Source organism: Leptospira ainlahdjerensis (assembly GCF_016919175.1).
GTDB lineage: Bacteria > Spirochaetota > Leptospiria > Leptospirales > Leptospiraceae > Leptospira > Leptospira ainlahdjerensis.
Genome location: NZ_JAFFPU010000024.1, coordinates 69,546 through 83,873, shown reverse-complemented (window position 1 = coordinate 83,873; position 14,328 = coordinate 69,546). Strand labels below are relative to the sequence as shown.

The following is a 14,328-nucleotide window of genomic DNA, read 5'->3' as shown; positions in this document are numbered from 1 at the left end:
TGTCGGTTTAGATAGGAATGAAAATTTCCAAACGACTTTTTCGGTCGAGTCGTTTGGAAATTCTAAAAGAAAAAAAATCAGTCTTCGATGACGCTCATTGCGTATTCGGAAATCGCGTCTCTTCTTTGTTCGGCGAAATCTTTATGAAACCAAAGATTCTGGATCTTGGAAGCTTCTTTTTTGTTTCCAATCGTAATCTTGGTCATACATTCATCGACTGCGAATTTCATAGCTTCTTTGCCCGTTTCGCCAAGACCTTTATTCCGTTTTTTGCGAGTGATTTCTCCTCCGCCCTTTTCGACACGTTTGATCAGGTCTTCGTAGTCCTTGTCGTCGATACAAAAGATTGTTTCTTTTTTCTTATCTCCGAATTTCACATCCACTTCGTAAAGGGGAGCGCTGGAGATGTGAATAAAACCTAACTCGAAAAGTTCTGGCCAGTATTCGTAGAAGAAAGACAACATTAAAGAACGTATCGCATAACCGTCAAAGTCCGCATCGGTGATGATACTGATTTTTTCGTAGTTCAATTCTTCGATCGATTTCACTTTTTGATCGAGAGGTAAACCGACGATTGCTACGATATTCTTTAATTCTTCGTTTGCGATCGCTTTCGCGATGCTCATTCCTTTACAGTTGAGCGGTTTACCGCGAAGCGGGAATAGACCGTGTAATTTCGGATTTCTTGCGGGACGCAAACCTGCGATCGCCGAGTCTCCTTCCGCCACAAACAGAACTCTTCCCGGATCTCCCGGTTTCCCGGTTGGCGGCATGAGTTTTGGGATGTTCATCCGGCTTGCTTTTTTGAGACCTTTTTGTGCGTCTTCGAAAGCCTTGAGCTGAGTTCTTTTTTCCATTTGAAGTTTGATCTCTTCCAAAAGACCGGTCTTCTTGATGAACTTCTCCAGATGTTTATCGATCGCGTTTCGAATCTCTTCGTTCAAATCATTGATGAGATAGGATTTATCCTGAGATTTAAAACGTGGATTCAAAAGTCTTGCATTCACATACATGTGAAAACAGTTTCTTACGTCGTTTCTTGTCGAACTCGTTTTGAGTTTTTTCTCTAACGCCACAATCTGACTTTTTTTACGAACTTCGTCACAGATTCTATTTTCGAGATATTCGATCGCGGATCCACCCTGTGGAGCGAAGATCGAGTTCACCCAAGTGAGGTTTTTGTTTTGTCCGATTACGAGATAGGTCTCCAAATGAAGCTGTGAAGCGGATGTCGGAGCGCTAAAATCCATTTTGTAGTAAACGAGATCGGAATGGGAAAAGATTTCATCGAGTCCTTTTTTGAACTTGAACTTATCCTTTTTCCCCTTGAAGACGAATTGGACTTCCAATCCGGGGTTTGTCATCGCGATATCTTGAAGATATTGCTTCATCAAATCCACGTTAAACGTAATGTCCAAATTGTTGAAATACTTCGGATTGAGTTCGAACTCCACGGAAGTTCCATGGTCTTCTTTTGAAGCCTTTTCGATCAATTCCTGCATATTTGTTTTTTTGAGAAGCGGACCCAATTTTTCGATTTGATCCTTTGTAAGAAGAGGACAATCCGTGAATTTTCCGTGTTCATCAAAATAGAGAAAGATTCGATCGGTTTCGTCCTTCGAAAGTTTGTAAGAACGAATTTGTTTTTTTACGTCGTCGTGAACGGTAAAAAGTTTTTTAAAAGAAGTTCCCCCATTTACCGTTTTTACTTTGAAGTAGCTGGAAACCATTCTCACGAGCGAAATTCCGACTCCGTTTTGTCCGGCGACGTGATCCTGTTTTACGTGGTCGTCGAAATTCTCACCGTACATCAAATGAAGATAAACGCCTTCGGCGTTTGCGGCGGGAATTCCTCTTCCGTTATCGGAGATCGTTACGCTCTTTCTGTCCGAAGAAAGTTGAATGATCAACTTGGACATTTTGTCCTTTTCAGGAATCGTTTTGTCTTTTTGATTCTTACGATATTCGTCCACGGCGTTCATACATGCTTCGTCGAGACATTTTAATTTTGCGGGAACGTCTTCGAGTTCTTCGTGAACGATCTCGTATTTTCCTTCGTTGTTCTTCCGGAAAAAATGTTGTTCGAACGTGGAGGAGGAATTCTGTCCCAACCACATACCGGTTCTCATACGAACGTGTTCTACGTTGGAGAGTTTTTTAAAGTTTCGTTCCTGGGATGATTTTTCTTTTACTTTAGTTTTGTCGGCGCTCATACTTTATCCCATTTTGTCTGGAGTTCGTCCAATTCGGTTATCATGAAGTCGGTCAATTTTTTGTCCTCTTTCACCAAACCTTGGTAACGAGAAAGAGCGGTCTTCGCTTCTACGATCGCCTCCTCGCATTTTCTAACTTCGTCGATGGTCATTCTATAGACGGGAATCGTGGACAACCATTCGAAGTATTTAAACTTAGAGGCTTTGAGTTTGTCTTCAAAGTCCTTTTTCGATTTGATTCCGATCACTTTTTCGTTCCATTTTTCTTTGATAAAACGGATCAGTTCGGAGTTCCTTTCGATCTTCTCCTCTTCCAATCCGGACAGTCGTTTGAATCTTCGGATCAAATGCGTTTTTCTAAAATCGCAAAAGCGTTTGATGATTTCTTCCGGCTTGAAGTTTTTCAATTTACCGTCATAGGTAATCACGTTCATGGCAAGAGTCTGAACGTCTTCTTTGTTGAAAAGCGCCATGATTTCTTTTTGAGTCGGTTTTTCGCCCTTCTTATATTGAAGTTCGATTCGAAACGTTTGGCTTGAGTAGTCGACGTAATCCTTTAACCAGGAATCTTTTCTTTCGATGATATCGTCGATCAGAGAAACCACCTTTTCTCTGTTCCAGTTCATCGGGGAATCGGTAAGATAGAGAGTGTCTCCTTCCCATTTGAAAGCGAAGGAGGTCGCCATCGTAATGTTTCCAGCTTCCGTTTCCGCCATTCTGATTTCGCCGCCGAAATCTTTGTACCAGGGCTTGAGCGGGAGCGGTTTTTTGGTTTTTAAATAATTCACTTGAGACTTTACGATATCCGAAAGTCTGTGAGCTGGAATAAAACAACGAAATCCGGTTGCGATCCCTTGGATATTATTGAGTAAAACGATCGGCACCTTTCCAACAAAGTGGATCGGCTCGTCTTCGGTTTCGTCATAATTCTTAACGTAATCGATATCCGGTAAACTTTCAAAGAATCCCAAATCTTTTACAAAGTCGGAAAGTTTTACTTCCGTGTATCGAGGAGAAGCGATCGCACTCGGATCCAAAACGTCTCCGAAGGTTCCTTCACCGGAAACGAGAGGAATATTATTTGCAAAAGTAAAGTTCTGCGCCATTTGAGAAAGCGCATCTTGAATGGATCTATCCCCGTGCGGGTGATATCCCATTGCGAGACCGGCGACTTTTACCGTCTTTGTATAACGGTTTCTCGCGTCCGAATTCCACATAGCCCAGAGAATTCTTCTCTGAACTGGCTTCAGCCCGTCGATTTCGTGCGGAATCGCCCTGGAATCGCAAACGTAACGCGAATATTTTCTTTGGTCGTCATTGACCTGGTCTTCAAAAGGACGTTTTGGGAATGCATCCTTCGGCTTTGGTGGATTGGAATTCTTCATACAGTTTTGGCCAACGAAATTCTAGAACACTATCCTGTCAATTGTAAAAAGTTGACTGGATTTAATAAGGGTGTTTTTCCGGTGAAAGAGGGTTTTATTCACCTTCGGACATTTGCATATCTGACCCCCCGTTTTTGTAAAGAAAGTTTAATTTTTGGGTTTTTCCTTGCGGGTTTTTCGGAAAAGCACGATCTACAAGTAGATGAAAAAAGTTTTCAGGCACTTTGAGTCGGTATCAATCCGTTTTCCATTTCCGTTCTTTGTCTTCATTTTATCCGGAATTTTCTTCTCCTTTTTTCATTGTAGAAGTTTTCCAGTGAATTGGTTTGAAAGTTCGAGAAGTCCTTCGGAGCAATATTCTTCACGGATTTATTTTGTTTCGAAACCGATCGTTTCTCCATACTACGAAAATTCAAGCTTTCAAGCTCGTTATATCTTCCTAAGAAACCAAGCCGGGAAAGAAGAAATGGTTCAAGGAATTCTAAAATATATGGAATTATCCGGAAAGACCGAACAAACGGAAAGAATCGTTTTGGACGTTTCCGAGTGGAAGGGAAATTTTCAAACGAATCCGAACGACAAAAACAAACTTGAATTCGTTCCGAAATTTATTTCCAAAAGAATCGAAAAATCAAATTCAAAAATTTTACCGGAGATTTTCAACCCGCAACCAAAGTCGGAACCTTTGGAAGACGTTCGAAAAGAATTTGTGCTCGGGGACGAAGGCGGAATTCGGGAAACCGAAGAGACAAGGATTGTTCCGGGAATCGGAACTCTCAAGTGGAAGCATAGCCTCCGGGGAATTTTGGTAAGAATGATGCAGACGGAATTTATTTCCGCAAACGGAACTTTAACTTCTTCTCGAGACTACGACTACGAATCTTTGGCATACCCGCCGGCGATCGGACTTACGGGAACGATTCCGATCTTTCCTTTGAGAAAAGGAGAATCTTATGTCGATTATTATTGTTTGGACTTTCCTTCGGATGTGGATCTTTTTTCGCTGAGAAAGAACGAACTCAAAAAAACCGTTTCATTTTACGATCTCTCAGCAAATAAACCATTTACCACAACGGCTAATTTCAAAAATTATCCTATCATAAGAATTTCGAACGAGAAAAGCCAATCCCCATGAATCAAAACAGAGAAGTTCGTACCAGATTTGCACCTTCCCCTAGTGGATTTCTCCACGTAGGCGGCGCGAGGACCGCACTCTTCAATTATTTATACGCAAAGTCCCAAGGCGGAAAGTTTATCTTAAGGATCGAGGACACGGATCAGAACCGTTCTACCGAAGCCTCTTTTAAAATCATATTAGAATCTTTGCAATGGTTGGGAATCCATTGGGACGAGGGTCCGGGCGTCGGTGGAGAATTCGGTCCTTACATTCAGAGTGAAAGAATTTCGATCTATAAAGAATATACGGATAAACTTCTCAAAGAGAAAAAAGCGTACCGTTGTTTTTGTACTCAAGAAGAATTGGAAGCGAAGAAAAAACAAGCAGAGGCGATGGGCGTTCCGTACGTCTACGACGGTCTTCACGCAAACATGTCCGACGAAGAAGTCGAAGAAAAAATCAAACAGGGAATTCCGTATTCGATTCGCTTTAAAACTCCCTCCAAAACGTTGATCGTCAACGATATCATTCAAGGAAAGGTAAAGTTCGAAACAAAATTGATCGGCGATTTTATCATCGTAAAGTCGGATGGGTTTCCTTCTTACAACTACGCGGTTGTCGTGGACGACGCGCTTATGAAAATCACTCACGTGATTCGGGGAGTCGGACATCTTTCCAATACACCAAGACAAATTTTGTTATACGAAGCGCTGGGTTACGAAATGCCTGAGTTCGCACACGCCTCCGAGATTGTAGGGATGGACGGTAAAAAACTTTCGAAAAGAGCGGGGGCCACTTCGATTCTTGCGTTTCGCGATCTCGGCTATTTACCCGAAACCTTTCGCAACTACATGGCTTTGTTAGGATGGACTTCTCCGGACGGAAGAGAATACCTTCCGAGCGACGAGTTGGAAAAAATCTTCGACGTCCATCGTTGTTCGAAGTCGCCGTCTACTTTCGACGTATTTAAAAAACCGAAAGGCGGAGACGAAGAAGTGGTAACAAACTTTTCCGATCTTTCTCAGATCGCAGAAGCGATGAATCCTAAATCCAAGCTCAATTGGTTGTCAAACCGAACAATTCGAGATTTGGATATATCGAAAGTATTAGAAAACCTACTCCCTTTTCTCAAAGAGAGAACCGATATTCCGGAAGAAGTAAAAAATATAAGTAACCCTGTACTTACTTCGATCGTCGAATCTGTTAGGGTGTATCTGGATAACCTGACTCAGGCTCCGGAATACATCGCAGAATTTTTTGTCACGGACCTGAGGATTCAGTCGGAAGAAGCGGCTGGTTACCTAAAAGAAGGCGATGGTGCCAAGGTAGTAAAAGAATTCTATGCAATGCTGAAGAATTCTGATCCAAAAACCGATGAGGACTATAAGAACTCAATGTCCAAGATCGGGGAATTAACCGGTCAGAAAGGAAAAACTCTCTTTATGCCGATCCGGGCCGCAACCACCGGAAAGTCAGCTGGTTTGGAGTTACCGATTCTTTTTCCGCTTTTGGGGAAGGAAAAACTCCTCCAGAGAATTGAAAAAACCGCCGGAGAAGCAGGAATTTCGTTGTCGTCCTGAAAAAAACCGGCATATTTTGTTCAAATCGCCTGCTTTGGGCTGTTAATCTTGGAAGGCGGGTAACCGGGAACGGAAATGAGAGATTCTGACGAATCATTGCTGGTTAAACATCACGGGGGTTCCTACGTTATGTTCCTCCCAACGGATCTAACCAGTATCCGAGCGCTCCGCAATGCCCTGAGAGATTCTCTTTCAGAGAATTCTTTTGCTAAAAAAGATATCACACAGATCGAGTTGGCCGCCGACGAAGCCCTAACGAATTCAATTTCGGCTAACGTCAAAGTCAGTTCGGACGAAACGATCATCTGTAGATGGATGATTCAAGATTGTAAATTCACTTTGTGGATCATGGATTACGGTTCCGGTCTCAAAGCCGAAAAATTAGAATCCCTAACTACTTCATCCGAACATTCAAGCCTCAAAGACTACATCAGTTGTGTTCAAAAACACCAAGAAAAAAAATGTGAAATTCTTCCGTGGAAAGGTTCGCAGGTTCCTCATAGAAATATCGGGCGAGGGTTGCAGATCATTCAATCTTTGATGGATACGTTTAAGATCATGTATCACTGCGGAGAAGGAAAAATTTCTCTCAATCCGGATGAAAAGAATATTCAAGGGTCCATCATCGAACTCGGATTCGACGCCTCTAAACATCCTGCTTAAAAATGACTCTGAATGAATTCGCAAAGCAGGTGCTCTACGGTGCCGGCCTCGAAGATAAGTTATTCTCCCCTACAATTCCGCCGGACGATGTTCGAACATTAGAAGTTTCTAATTTACCAAATCTTCCAATTCGTGAAAAAAAGATTCAGATCAGCGATCATAAAAGCAAGATCCCCAGATTGGAACAATTGTTTCTGGATGAGAATCGATACGTTACTCTTCATCATTTTGCCAATCACGAGTTGATGGCGATCGAACTTTTTGCTTACGCGATTCTTAAATTTCAAGAAGCGCCTTCTTCAGTCCGTTTTGGTTTGTATCGAACTCTTTTGGAAGAACAGAATCATCTCCGTCTTTATCTTTCGGAAATGAAAAACGGAGGAATGGAGCTCGGAGATCGGCCGCTCAACTATATCTTTTGGAAGCAAATTCCAAGAATGCAAACGTTAGAAAAGTTTTACGCAATTATGGCAATTTCTTTCGAAGGAGCGAACCTCGACTTTTCAAAAATCTATACAATGGCTTTCGAGCGATTTGGTGATACACAAAAGGCTGAGATCATGAAGAAGGTCTATGAAGACGAGATCAAACACGTACGTCGCGGATATCAATACATTCGAAAACAAATGCCCGAATCTAAGAATGAATGGGAGCACTATCTTTCTCTCATTGAATTTCCTTTTACGCCAAGGAGAGCGAAAGGGTATCATTACTTTCCGGAAACTCGGATCGCGGCCGGATTTTCGCAGGAATTTGTAACAGAATTGGAAAGATACGAAGACGAGTTTACGGGACGAGTGAATTCTCGAATTTTGAGGGAGGTTCTGGATCTAAAATAGGGGCCTCGGAAAATCATAGACAGGCTTTTTTCCCTCCCGGATTCTGTTATCGAACCATGAATCCAATCGTATCTTGTTTTCAAAAAATTCTTCAATTATTGATTTTGATTTTTATCGCGGTGAGTTGTTCCTCAAAAACTCCATCCGATTCCCGAATCGTAGAATTGTCGTTATCTCCTTCCGATCAAAAGAATCCCGACGTCGTCCTGAAAAAGGTGGGAAATCTCGACGAAGATCCGGATTTAGAGTCTTTCGCTCTGGTTCGAAACGGAACCGAGGAAGTTCTCGGCGTTTTCAAAAAGAAAAACGGTGAATGGACTTTGATAAATAAATTTTCCTTTTCCCTTTTGAACATCGGTCCTCTTCACTACGACGCATCCAAGAACTCTTGGCTTCCGGGCGACGGTGAAAACCCTCAAACAAAGGAAGCCGGTTTTGTAGTTAAGCGAATTATAATGGAAGAACTTCCGGGTGACGGGTTCAATTCTCTATTTTTGGAAGTGTTAAGCGAAGAGCCACCTCTCGGACTTTTTTCGGTTCCTTACGGTATTCGAAAAGGACAAAAGATTTTGGACGGTCTTTTGTCTCTGAAAGATCATGAATTTCTAATGAAGACAAAACGAATCGACTTCGATTACAATAAAGCAGAAAAGAATATCACGATCTTTCCGTCGAATCGAAGTTATGCGCAAAATTTTATTTTCAACGGTTGGGAAATGGTCCCCGATATACCGAGAGTCGCAGTTCCGTCCCTCCTTTCTTTAGAGGCTCCCTCTGAATGGAAAAAGGGCGTTCCCGGTGAGACCGTTCTTTGGTTTAAGAATCGAGGCTCTTACGCAGGAACGACCTATCTTTCTCTTTCGTTTCCGGACGGAGGAAAGGTGAGCATCGATACTACAAAAGAAGGCCAGAGAATTTATTCTCCCGGTTCGAGCGTTTTTTCATCCGCAGGAAAGTATATCAATTCGGCGGTTCCGCTCGTTGAAATTACAAAAGACGGATGGGGAAGAAATCATAAATACGGAATTCGTTTTACCGTAACTCCTGAGAAGGACGGAATTCCGACCATTCTATTTCGATCTTCTACTCGTATGGGACGAGATGTCGTAAATCTTCCGAACCAATTTGGTTCCGTACAAAAGCAAACAGACCAACAGGGTTTCTCCGCTTACCGATTGGAGTTGATTCCTAAAAAAGAATGAGTGATTTAGCAGGTAAAAAATTAAAAGCGGCGAGAGCCGAAGTCGTCCGCGCACAAGTGGAACGGTTTCGAGTCTTTTACGCCAACTACTTTCATCTGGAAGAAACCATTCCTATGGTGGAATATTTTTTTGAAAAAATCTATAACTTGGACGGAAGAGACGTCTGGTTGCAACTTGCAATGGACACATACCAAAAAGTGAAAGGTATGATGAAGGAAAGTTCTAGAGAAAATATCGAGTATTTGATCGAACTCAATAATTTGACCGAAGAGCTGGATACCATTCTTGCAAAACATCTGGTCGATTCCGGCTGGGACGGAAAACGTCTTACGAGAGAAGAATACGACCTTCATTACGGTCAGATGGGTCATCATAAAGAAAGAATCCGACAGCTCGAAATTGTTCTTCGCAATTTGAAAGTTTTTTACGAACTTGCACACAAGCCGATCAGCGCGTATCTCATTCGTCCTGCTCGATTTATGGCGGGAATGCTGGGAGTCTCCGCTCTTTTTCAAAGCGTAGAAGAAGCGTATAACGCGACTTTGCCGGTCTCCTCGAACATCTTTAATTCTTTTTACGAAGAAGTGGAAAAGAGGGAAACCGAATACATCGAATCTTTGCTTGGGAATCGTCGGAAGGAAGCATGAGCCGTCTTCGAAGACAACTTTTGGAGAGGGGTCGTCGAAAGGATGAATCTCACGAAAACAGGGAACGATGGTTGTTGACGTATGCCGATATGATCACCTTGCTCTTGGGTTTGTTCATCATCATGTATTCCATTTCACAGGTCGATCAAGTGAAACTCAAACAGGTAGCCGACGTAATACGAGGCGGCTTCGGTTTGGGAGAATCTTTTTTTCAAGGAAGTGCGGTTTCGATTGAAGAGGATCCTTTGTTACAACCTCGGACTCAACTCTATCGTTTTTGGGAACGAGTGAGCTATGCTTTGAAAAAACTCAAAGAGAAGGCGAAACTCAATATCGGAATTCAAGAAACCGAAGAGATCAAGATCGTCCTTTTCGGATCTTCCTTAGGTGAAGGTCAGTTTAGTCCGGACGAAGACATGACTTTTGCATTTCAAAAAATATCGGAACTTTCCGGAGCGATGGACGTTGATATCGTTTTAAAAGTGCAAATTCCTTACGGAAATGAAGCCGCGCAAAAAGGTTTTAGAAACGCCTGGGAATACAACGCATACAGAGCCGAACTCATCGCGGATGCTTTGTCAAAAAATTATAAAATTCCAAAAGATAAAATTTCGATCGAGGCATCGAGTGCCTACAAGGCCATTGAAAGTTCTTCTTCCACTCCGGAAGGAAAAGCCTCGGGGGAAAGAGTTGAAATATTTATTCGTAAAAAATCGGAACACTGATCGAGAAACCATGAAACAAAAATACAGAAGTTTTCTATTGAGCATTCTTGGAGTATTCTTTATTCTTAACTTCGCGCTCTGCAAAAAGAGTTCCTCACCGCAAGGAATCGTAGACGAAAAGTGGAGAGAGGAATCTTCCGAATTGGTCTCATCCTATTGTCAAAAAATAGCGACGTGTGCGGAAGCCACCTCTAAGGATTTGAAGGATTCCACAAAAAATCTGATGCAAGAAAGACTCAATCCTGCGAATTGCGCGGAAAAATTTCGCAGATCCAACGCATATCTTTTAGCAAACGAAGAACCCGAAAAGATCAAAAAGACGGTTCGAGGATGTTTTCAAATTGTCGCGCTTGCATCCTGCGAAAAAATTCAAAACGGTGTTTTGAACCTTTCCGAAGATTGTAACGTGCTCCAATCGATTCAATCCAAACGATAAATCGTCAAATCTATGTTACGCGGTTACAAAAGACTCAATCGATACGATAAAAAACTTCTCAGAATATTAAAGCTGGGGGGCAAACTCGCTAGTTTGAATCAGATCGGGTTTTCCAGAAAAACCGCGGAAGGTTTTCGATTTCCGATCCATGCGCTTCGGCTTGGAACCGAAAAAGGTCTCAAAGAACATCCCGTTGGAATCGTTGCCGGAGTTCACGGTTTGGAGACCATCGGGATTCTTATCTTACTCGATTTTTTAGAATATATCTTACATCCCGATTCAACCGGATATCTTCCCGAATTGAAGAAAGGAAAATTGGGAATCGTAATCTTGCCGATCGTAAATCCAGGCGGAGTCGTTTTAAAACAAAGATCGAATCCTGCCGGCGTTGATCTTATGAGAAACTCGGGAATTGAAGCTGTAAAAGCTCTGCCTTTTTTTGGCGGTCAAAAAATTTCCAAACGACTTCCTTACTATCGAGGTCAAGGATTGGAACCCGAATCAAGAGCCTTGTTTCGATTGGTTCAAGAATGTTTTTTTGACGTGAAAGATGCGATCATGCCGGTTCTTGATCTTCATTCCGGTTTTGGAACGGTAGATAATGTTTGGTGGCCTTATGCTTATACAAAGGCTCCCTGTCCCGATACTCCTTTATATCAGAAGATTGGAGATCATCTCAAAAATCACTGCGGTCACATTCACTTTCAGTATGGACCTCAGAGTGAGACTTATACTACACACGGAGATCTTTGGGATAAATTTTACGATCATTATCTTGAATATCACGAGGAAGAATCTTCCTGGAATTCTAAATTCTTACCTCTAACTCTTGAAGTCGGTACTTGGTCCGATATCAAAGAGGATCCTTCCAAATTGTTTCGAAAAAGAGGAATTTTTAATCCAGCTTCGTTTAACAAAATCGAGACGGTGGGAAGGTATAGAGGATTTCTGAGGGACTTTGTCAAAATAGGTGCGACCAAGCCTAAAGACTGGGGACTTGAATAGATTTCCGGTTTTTTGAAAGAAAAATTTCTTTCGCAACATTCTTCTTTTCTAATCTCGTATGAGAAGTGTAATTAAAACTTCGCAAGATACTTTAGACGATTCGTTTTGATACTAACGGATTTTTCTTTTTCCAAAAATTAATCAGTGTCGGATCCTAAAATCAGAAAGAAGTAAGTATAAAAGATTTAGCTTGTTTGTCTAAGAATTCTCGGCTTCTTTTAAAATTTTAATTATCCTTTCAATTCCGGATTCGAATGATTCAGTTTCCGTTAAAAGACTTAAGATAATTCTTCCTGAATTTTCTACTTCCGGAAAACCGAACATTTCCCCCGTATGAATATAAACTTGTTTGTCTTTTAATAAACGAAGTGAGAATGTCTCTTCCGGAAAAAAGGCCTTACTTTCTAAAATACAATACCACCCGGCCTTCGGTAGATCGCAGAGAATTTTTTTCGAGAGATCTAACTCGGAAAAAATCTGCTTCAAAATAGTCCGATTCCTTTGAATTCTTTTTAAAATCTGAGTTTGGATCATTGTTCTCCATTGTATCAAATCCGAGAGGACGTTTTGCACGGGAGTATTTACGGAAAGATAAGTATCAGAAATTAATTCCAAAAATTCTTTCGTTTTTCTTTTCCAAGGTGCGGGACCGCTGAGTAGAATCCAGGAAAGTTTCATTCCAGGCATTCCCAAAATCTTCGACAAACCGTTTACGGTAATCACGGGAGTCTCCGTGTCGATCAAGGTAGAATGGACTTCGCCGTCGTAAACGTAATCCGAAAAAACTTCGTCGATTATCAGAGGAATATTATAATTTATTAATAATTCCTTTATCGATTCGAAATCGGCGGCAGTGAAAATAGAACCCGTGGGATTGTTCGGACTTACGATTAAAAGCAGTTTGCTTCTTGCTAAATTCGTAGGTTCTAAATCCGAAATCTGCAATTTCCAAAGATTTTCTTTTTTTGTATAATACGAAATCGTCCTTAGACCTTCCATAACGGAGAGAAATTCAAATAGGGGATATCCTGGGGCGGGGATAAGGATGGAGTCCCCTGCGTCGCAAAAGAGTTTGAATAAGTATGAGTAGGCTTCGGAAGAGGAAGAAACTAAAAAAAGATCCTCTGATTCGATTTCTATTCCTTTGGATTTATAGTATTCGCGAATTGTATCGCGGGCCTTTTTGTCTCCTTGAGGATCCGGAAGATAGGTGATTAAATCTGCAGTTTGAAAACTATGTCGAATCGCTTCCGAGGGATATTGAAATCCTGCCTGAGTAGGATTGGAAGTTGTCAGATCGATATAAAAAACGTTTTGACTCTTGTATTCGGAAAGGATTTCGGCGAATTCGTTTTCCCCATCTTGAAAAGAGAATCGATTACTAAAGCGAAATTCGCCTTTCATGGGGAGCCGTTTCTAAACTTCTGAATCAAAAAAAGGACGATCGAAATCAAAATACTTATGAGAAGCGAAGTGGAAAGAGGAAAATAGAATTTAAAATTTTCCTTCTCAATTCGAATATCCCCGGGAAGTTTTCCCAACTCGTTTAAAAACGGGAGTTTATTTCCATAAAGAAAAAAGATTCCGAGGAATAAAAACAAAACGCCTAGGATAAGAAAGGGTTTTCCGAAGGATTCCATTTGCATTCTCGATCTTATTTTGATTATAGATTCAGTCAAGGAGCATTCAACTTTGACAGGATTATGTTATCTGTATTCGGATTTTGTGATGTTATTTCCGAATCGGTACCGCTTCGATCGTTTCCAAACGAATATGGATATCTTTTTCGGGACTCAAAACTGGAATATGGGTTTTGACAAAAACGTCTCCTGATCGCACGATCGCGACTTTATCCCGAGTCAATTCCATATTTATTTTAAAATGCATATCCTTAACTCCGAACTTCCATTTCGAAGTTGTTCCCTCTATATAATAAGGATGTAAAGAATTCTTATCATAATAAATTTTTCCTTTAAAGTGCCTAGGGGAAAGCTGAAGAGGAGTAACATCGACCACATAACTTTCTCGATTTCTAAATAGGATAGGGCCGTTTATCCTGACCGAATAATGATTTTGGGATTGATCGTCAAATATTGGGTAAGTGGGATAGGATTTTTCAGGTTCGTAATTTTGGGGCGGAAGTTTTTCTCCGTTTTTAATGTAATCGAGAACTACGACCACCGGACGCTCGTAGTAGTATTCTACCCTCCTTATCGTAGCCTTGGAAACCGAGATTTGTTTTCCGGTTTTGGGATCCGTTTCCGTAATTTTTAATTCTCTCTTATAATCGATTCCCTTAAAAGTAGCGATGACATTTTTAGAACTCTGTCTTATCTTTTCGATGATAGGACTCAAGTCCTCTTGCCGGTGAGTGGGCGATGAAGAAAGATCGTATGATTTTCCTGTTATTATATAAAAAGATAAGAATAGGAGTATACTCCCTTTCTGAAATCGAAAAATGTTCATGATGGTTTGCGGACGACGGAGCAAGATGTTACGCATTCCCTTTTCAAATG

Annotated in this window: 14 protein-coding genes; 9 read left to right on the top strand and 5 right to left on the bottom strand. The window is 41.3% G+C overall.

The window, feature by feature from the left end:
• Positions 1–77: 77 nt before the first annotated feature.
• Both JWG45_RS05670 and JWG45_RS05665 read right to left on the bottom strand, forming a co-directional pair.
• Positions 78–2,213: a toprim domain-containing protein gene (locus JWG45_RS05670; RefSeq protein ID WP_118967153.1), complete on the bottom strand. Its 2,136-nt coding sequence runs from the start codon at positions 2,211–2,213 to the stop codon at positions 78–80.
• The gene (locus JWG45_RS05665) at positions 2,210–3,598 is read right to left on the bottom strand and encodes a DNA gyrase subunit A (RefSeq protein WP_205278794.1); all 1,389 of its coding nucleotides are present in this window, start codon (positions 3,596–3,598) and stop codon (positions 2,210–2,212) included. The genes JWG45_RS05670 and JWG45_RS05665 overlap by 4 nt, the downstream gene beginning before the upstream one ends.
• 202 nt (positions 3,599–3,800) lie before the next feature.
• On the opposite strand from JWG45_RS05665, the gene JWG45_RS05660 reads away from it, so the two are divergent.
• The 9 genes from JWG45_RS05660 to JWG45_RS05620 all read left to right on the top strand — a co-directional run bounded on the left by JWG45_RS05660 (position 3,801) and on the right by JWG45_RS05620 (position 11,812).
• Positions 3,801–4,733, top strand: a complete 933-nt coding sequence (locus JWG45_RS05660) for an LIC_13346 family putative lipoprotein (RefSeq protein WP_205278793.1) — start codon at positions 3,801–3,803, stop codon at positions 4,731–4,733.
• Positions 4,730–6,295 (top strand): glutamate--tRNA ligase, encoded by a 1,566-nt coding sequence (gene gltX, locus JWG45_RS05655; protein WP_205278792.1) that lies wholly within the window; start codon positions 4,730–4,732, stop codon positions 6,293–6,295. Before JWG45_RS05660 ends, gltX begins: the two co-directional genes overlap by 4 nt.
• A gap of 75 nt (positions 6,296–6,370) precedes the next feature.
• Positions 6,371–6,958: an ATP-binding protein gene (locus JWG45_RS05650; protein WP_205278791.1), complete on the top strand. Its 588-nt coding sequence runs from the start codon at positions 6,371–6,373 to the stop codon at positions 6,956–6,958.
• Positions 6,959–6,960: 2 nt separating this feature from the next.
• Complete coding sequence (locus JWG45_RS05645; protein ID WP_205278790.1) at positions 6,961–7,797, top strand: DUF455 family protein; 837 nt, start codon at positions 6,961–6,963, stop codon at positions 7,795–7,797.
• 56 nt (positions 7,798–7,853) lie between these two features.
• The gene (locus JWG45_RS05640) at positions 7,854–8,999 is read left to right on the top strand and encodes an LIC13341 family surface-exposed protein (RefSeq protein ID WP_232380539.1); all 1,146 of its coding nucleotides are present in this window, start codon (positions 7,854–7,856) and stop codon (positions 8,997–8,999) included.
• Complete coding sequence (locus JWG45_RS05635; protein ID WP_205278789.1) at positions 8,996–9,646, top strand: FFLEELY motif protein; 651 nt, start codon at positions 8,996–8,998, stop codon at positions 9,644–9,646. The genes JWG45_RS05640 and JWG45_RS05635 overlap by 4 nt, the downstream gene beginning before the upstream one ends.
• Positions 9,643–10,371 carry an OmpA/MotB family protein gene (locus JWG45_RS05630; protein ID WP_205278788.1) on the top strand — a complete coding sequence of 243 codons (729 nt, stop codon included), beginning with the start codon at positions 9,643–9,645 and terminating at the stop codon, positions 10,369–10,371. Before JWG45_RS05635 ends, JWG45_RS05630 begins: the two co-directional genes overlap by 4 nt.
• 10 nt (positions 10,372–10,381) lie before the next feature.
• Positions 10,382–10,807 carry an LA_2478/LA_2722/LA_4182 family protein gene (locus tag JWG45_RS05625; protein WP_205278787.1) on the top strand — a complete coding sequence of 142 codons (426 nt, stop codon included), beginning with the start codon at positions 10,382–10,384 and terminating at the stop codon, positions 10,805–10,807.
• A 12-nt stretch (positions 10,808–10,819) separates the two neighbouring features.
• Positions 10,820–11,812 (top strand): M14 family zinc carboxypeptidase, encoded by a 993-nt coding sequence (locus JWG45_RS05620; protein ID WP_205278786.1) that lies wholly within the window; start codon positions 10,820–10,822, stop codon positions 11,810–11,812.
• Between the two features lie 198 nt (positions 11,813–12,010).
• On the opposite strand, the gene JWG45_RS05615 is transcribed toward JWG45_RS05620, so the two are convergent.
• The 3 genes from JWG45_RS05615 to JWG45_RS05605 all read right to left on the bottom strand — a co-directional run bounded on the left by JWG45_RS05615 (position 12,011) and on the right by JWG45_RS05605 (position 14,167).
• Complete coding sequence (locus tag JWG45_RS05615; RefSeq protein ID WP_205278785.1) at positions 12,011–13,216, bottom strand: pyridoxal phosphate-dependent aminotransferase; 1,206 nt, start codon at positions 13,214–13,216, stop codon at positions 12,011–12,013.
• Positions 13,213–13,452 (bottom strand): DUF2905 domain-containing protein, encoded by a 240-nt coding sequence (locus JWG45_RS05610; protein ID WP_205278961.1) that lies wholly within the window; start codon positions 13,450–13,452, stop codon positions 13,213–13,215. The genes JWG45_RS05615 and JWG45_RS05610 overlap by 4 nt, the downstream gene beginning before the upstream one ends.
• A gap of 91 nt (positions 13,453–13,543) precedes the next feature.
• Positions 13,544–14,167, bottom strand: coding sequence for a hypothetical protein (locus JWG45_RS05605; protein WP_205278784.1), 624 nt, complete (start codon positions 14,165–14,167; stop codon positions 13,544–13,546).
• Between the last annotated feature and the right edge of the window lie 161 nt (positions 14,168–14,328).

Excerpts from the sequence above, each read along its gene's own strand:
- JWG45_RS05660 (WP_205278793.1), top strand. The coding sequence starts at position 3,801 with ATGAAAAAAGTTTTCAGGCACTTTGAGTCGGTATCAATCCGTTTTCCA.
- JWG45_RS05610 (WP_205278961.1), bottom strand. The coding sequence starts at position 13,452 with ATGGAATCCTTCGGAAAACCCTTTCTTATCCTAGGCGTTTTGTTTTTA.
- JWG45_RS05665 (WP_205278794.1), bottom strand. The coding sequence starts at position 3,598 with ATGAAGAATTCCAATCCACCAAAGCCGAAGGATGCATTCCCAAAACGT.
- JWG45_RS05625 (WP_205278787.1), top strand. The coding sequence starts at position 10,382 with ATGAAACAAAAATACAGAAGTTTTCTATTGAGCATTCTTGGAGTATTC.
- JWG45_RS05630 (WP_205278788.1), top strand. The coding sequence starts at position 9,643 with ATGAGCCGTCTTCGAAGACAACTTTTGGAGAGGGGTCGTCGAAAGGAT.
- gltX (WP_205278792.1), top strand. The coding sequence starts at position 4,730 with ATGAATCAAAACAGAGAAGTTCGTACCAGATTTGCACCTTCCCCTAGT.
- JWG45_RS05670 (WP_118967153.1), bottom strand. The coding sequence starts at position 2,213 with ATGAGCGCCGACAAAACTAAAGTAAAAGAAAAATCATCCCAGGAACGA.
- JWG45_RS05620 (WP_205278786.1), top strand. The coding sequence starts at position 10,820 with ATGTTACGCGGTTACAAAAGACTCAATCGATACGATAAAAAACTTCTC.
- JWG45_RS05635 (WP_205278789.1), top strand. The coding sequence starts at position 8,996 with ATGAGTGATTTAGCAGGTAAAAAATTAAAAGCGGCGAGAGCCGAAGTC.
- JWG45_RS05650 (WP_205278791.1), top strand. The coding sequence starts at position 6,371 with ATGAGAGATTCTGACGAATCATTGCTGGTTAAACATCACGGGGGTTCC.
- JWG45_RS05645 (WP_205278790.1), top strand. The coding sequence starts at position 6,961 with ATGACTCTGAATGAATTCGCAAAGCAGGTGCTCTACGGTGCCGGCCTC.
- JWG45_RS05640 (WP_232380539.1), top strand. The coding sequence starts at position 7,854 with ATGAATCCAATCGTATCTTGTTTTCAAAAAATTCTTCAATTATTGATT.
- JWG45_RS05615 (WP_205278785.1), bottom strand. The coding sequence starts at position 13,216 with ATGAAAGGCGAATTTCGCTTTAGTAATCGATTCTCTTTTCAAGATGGG.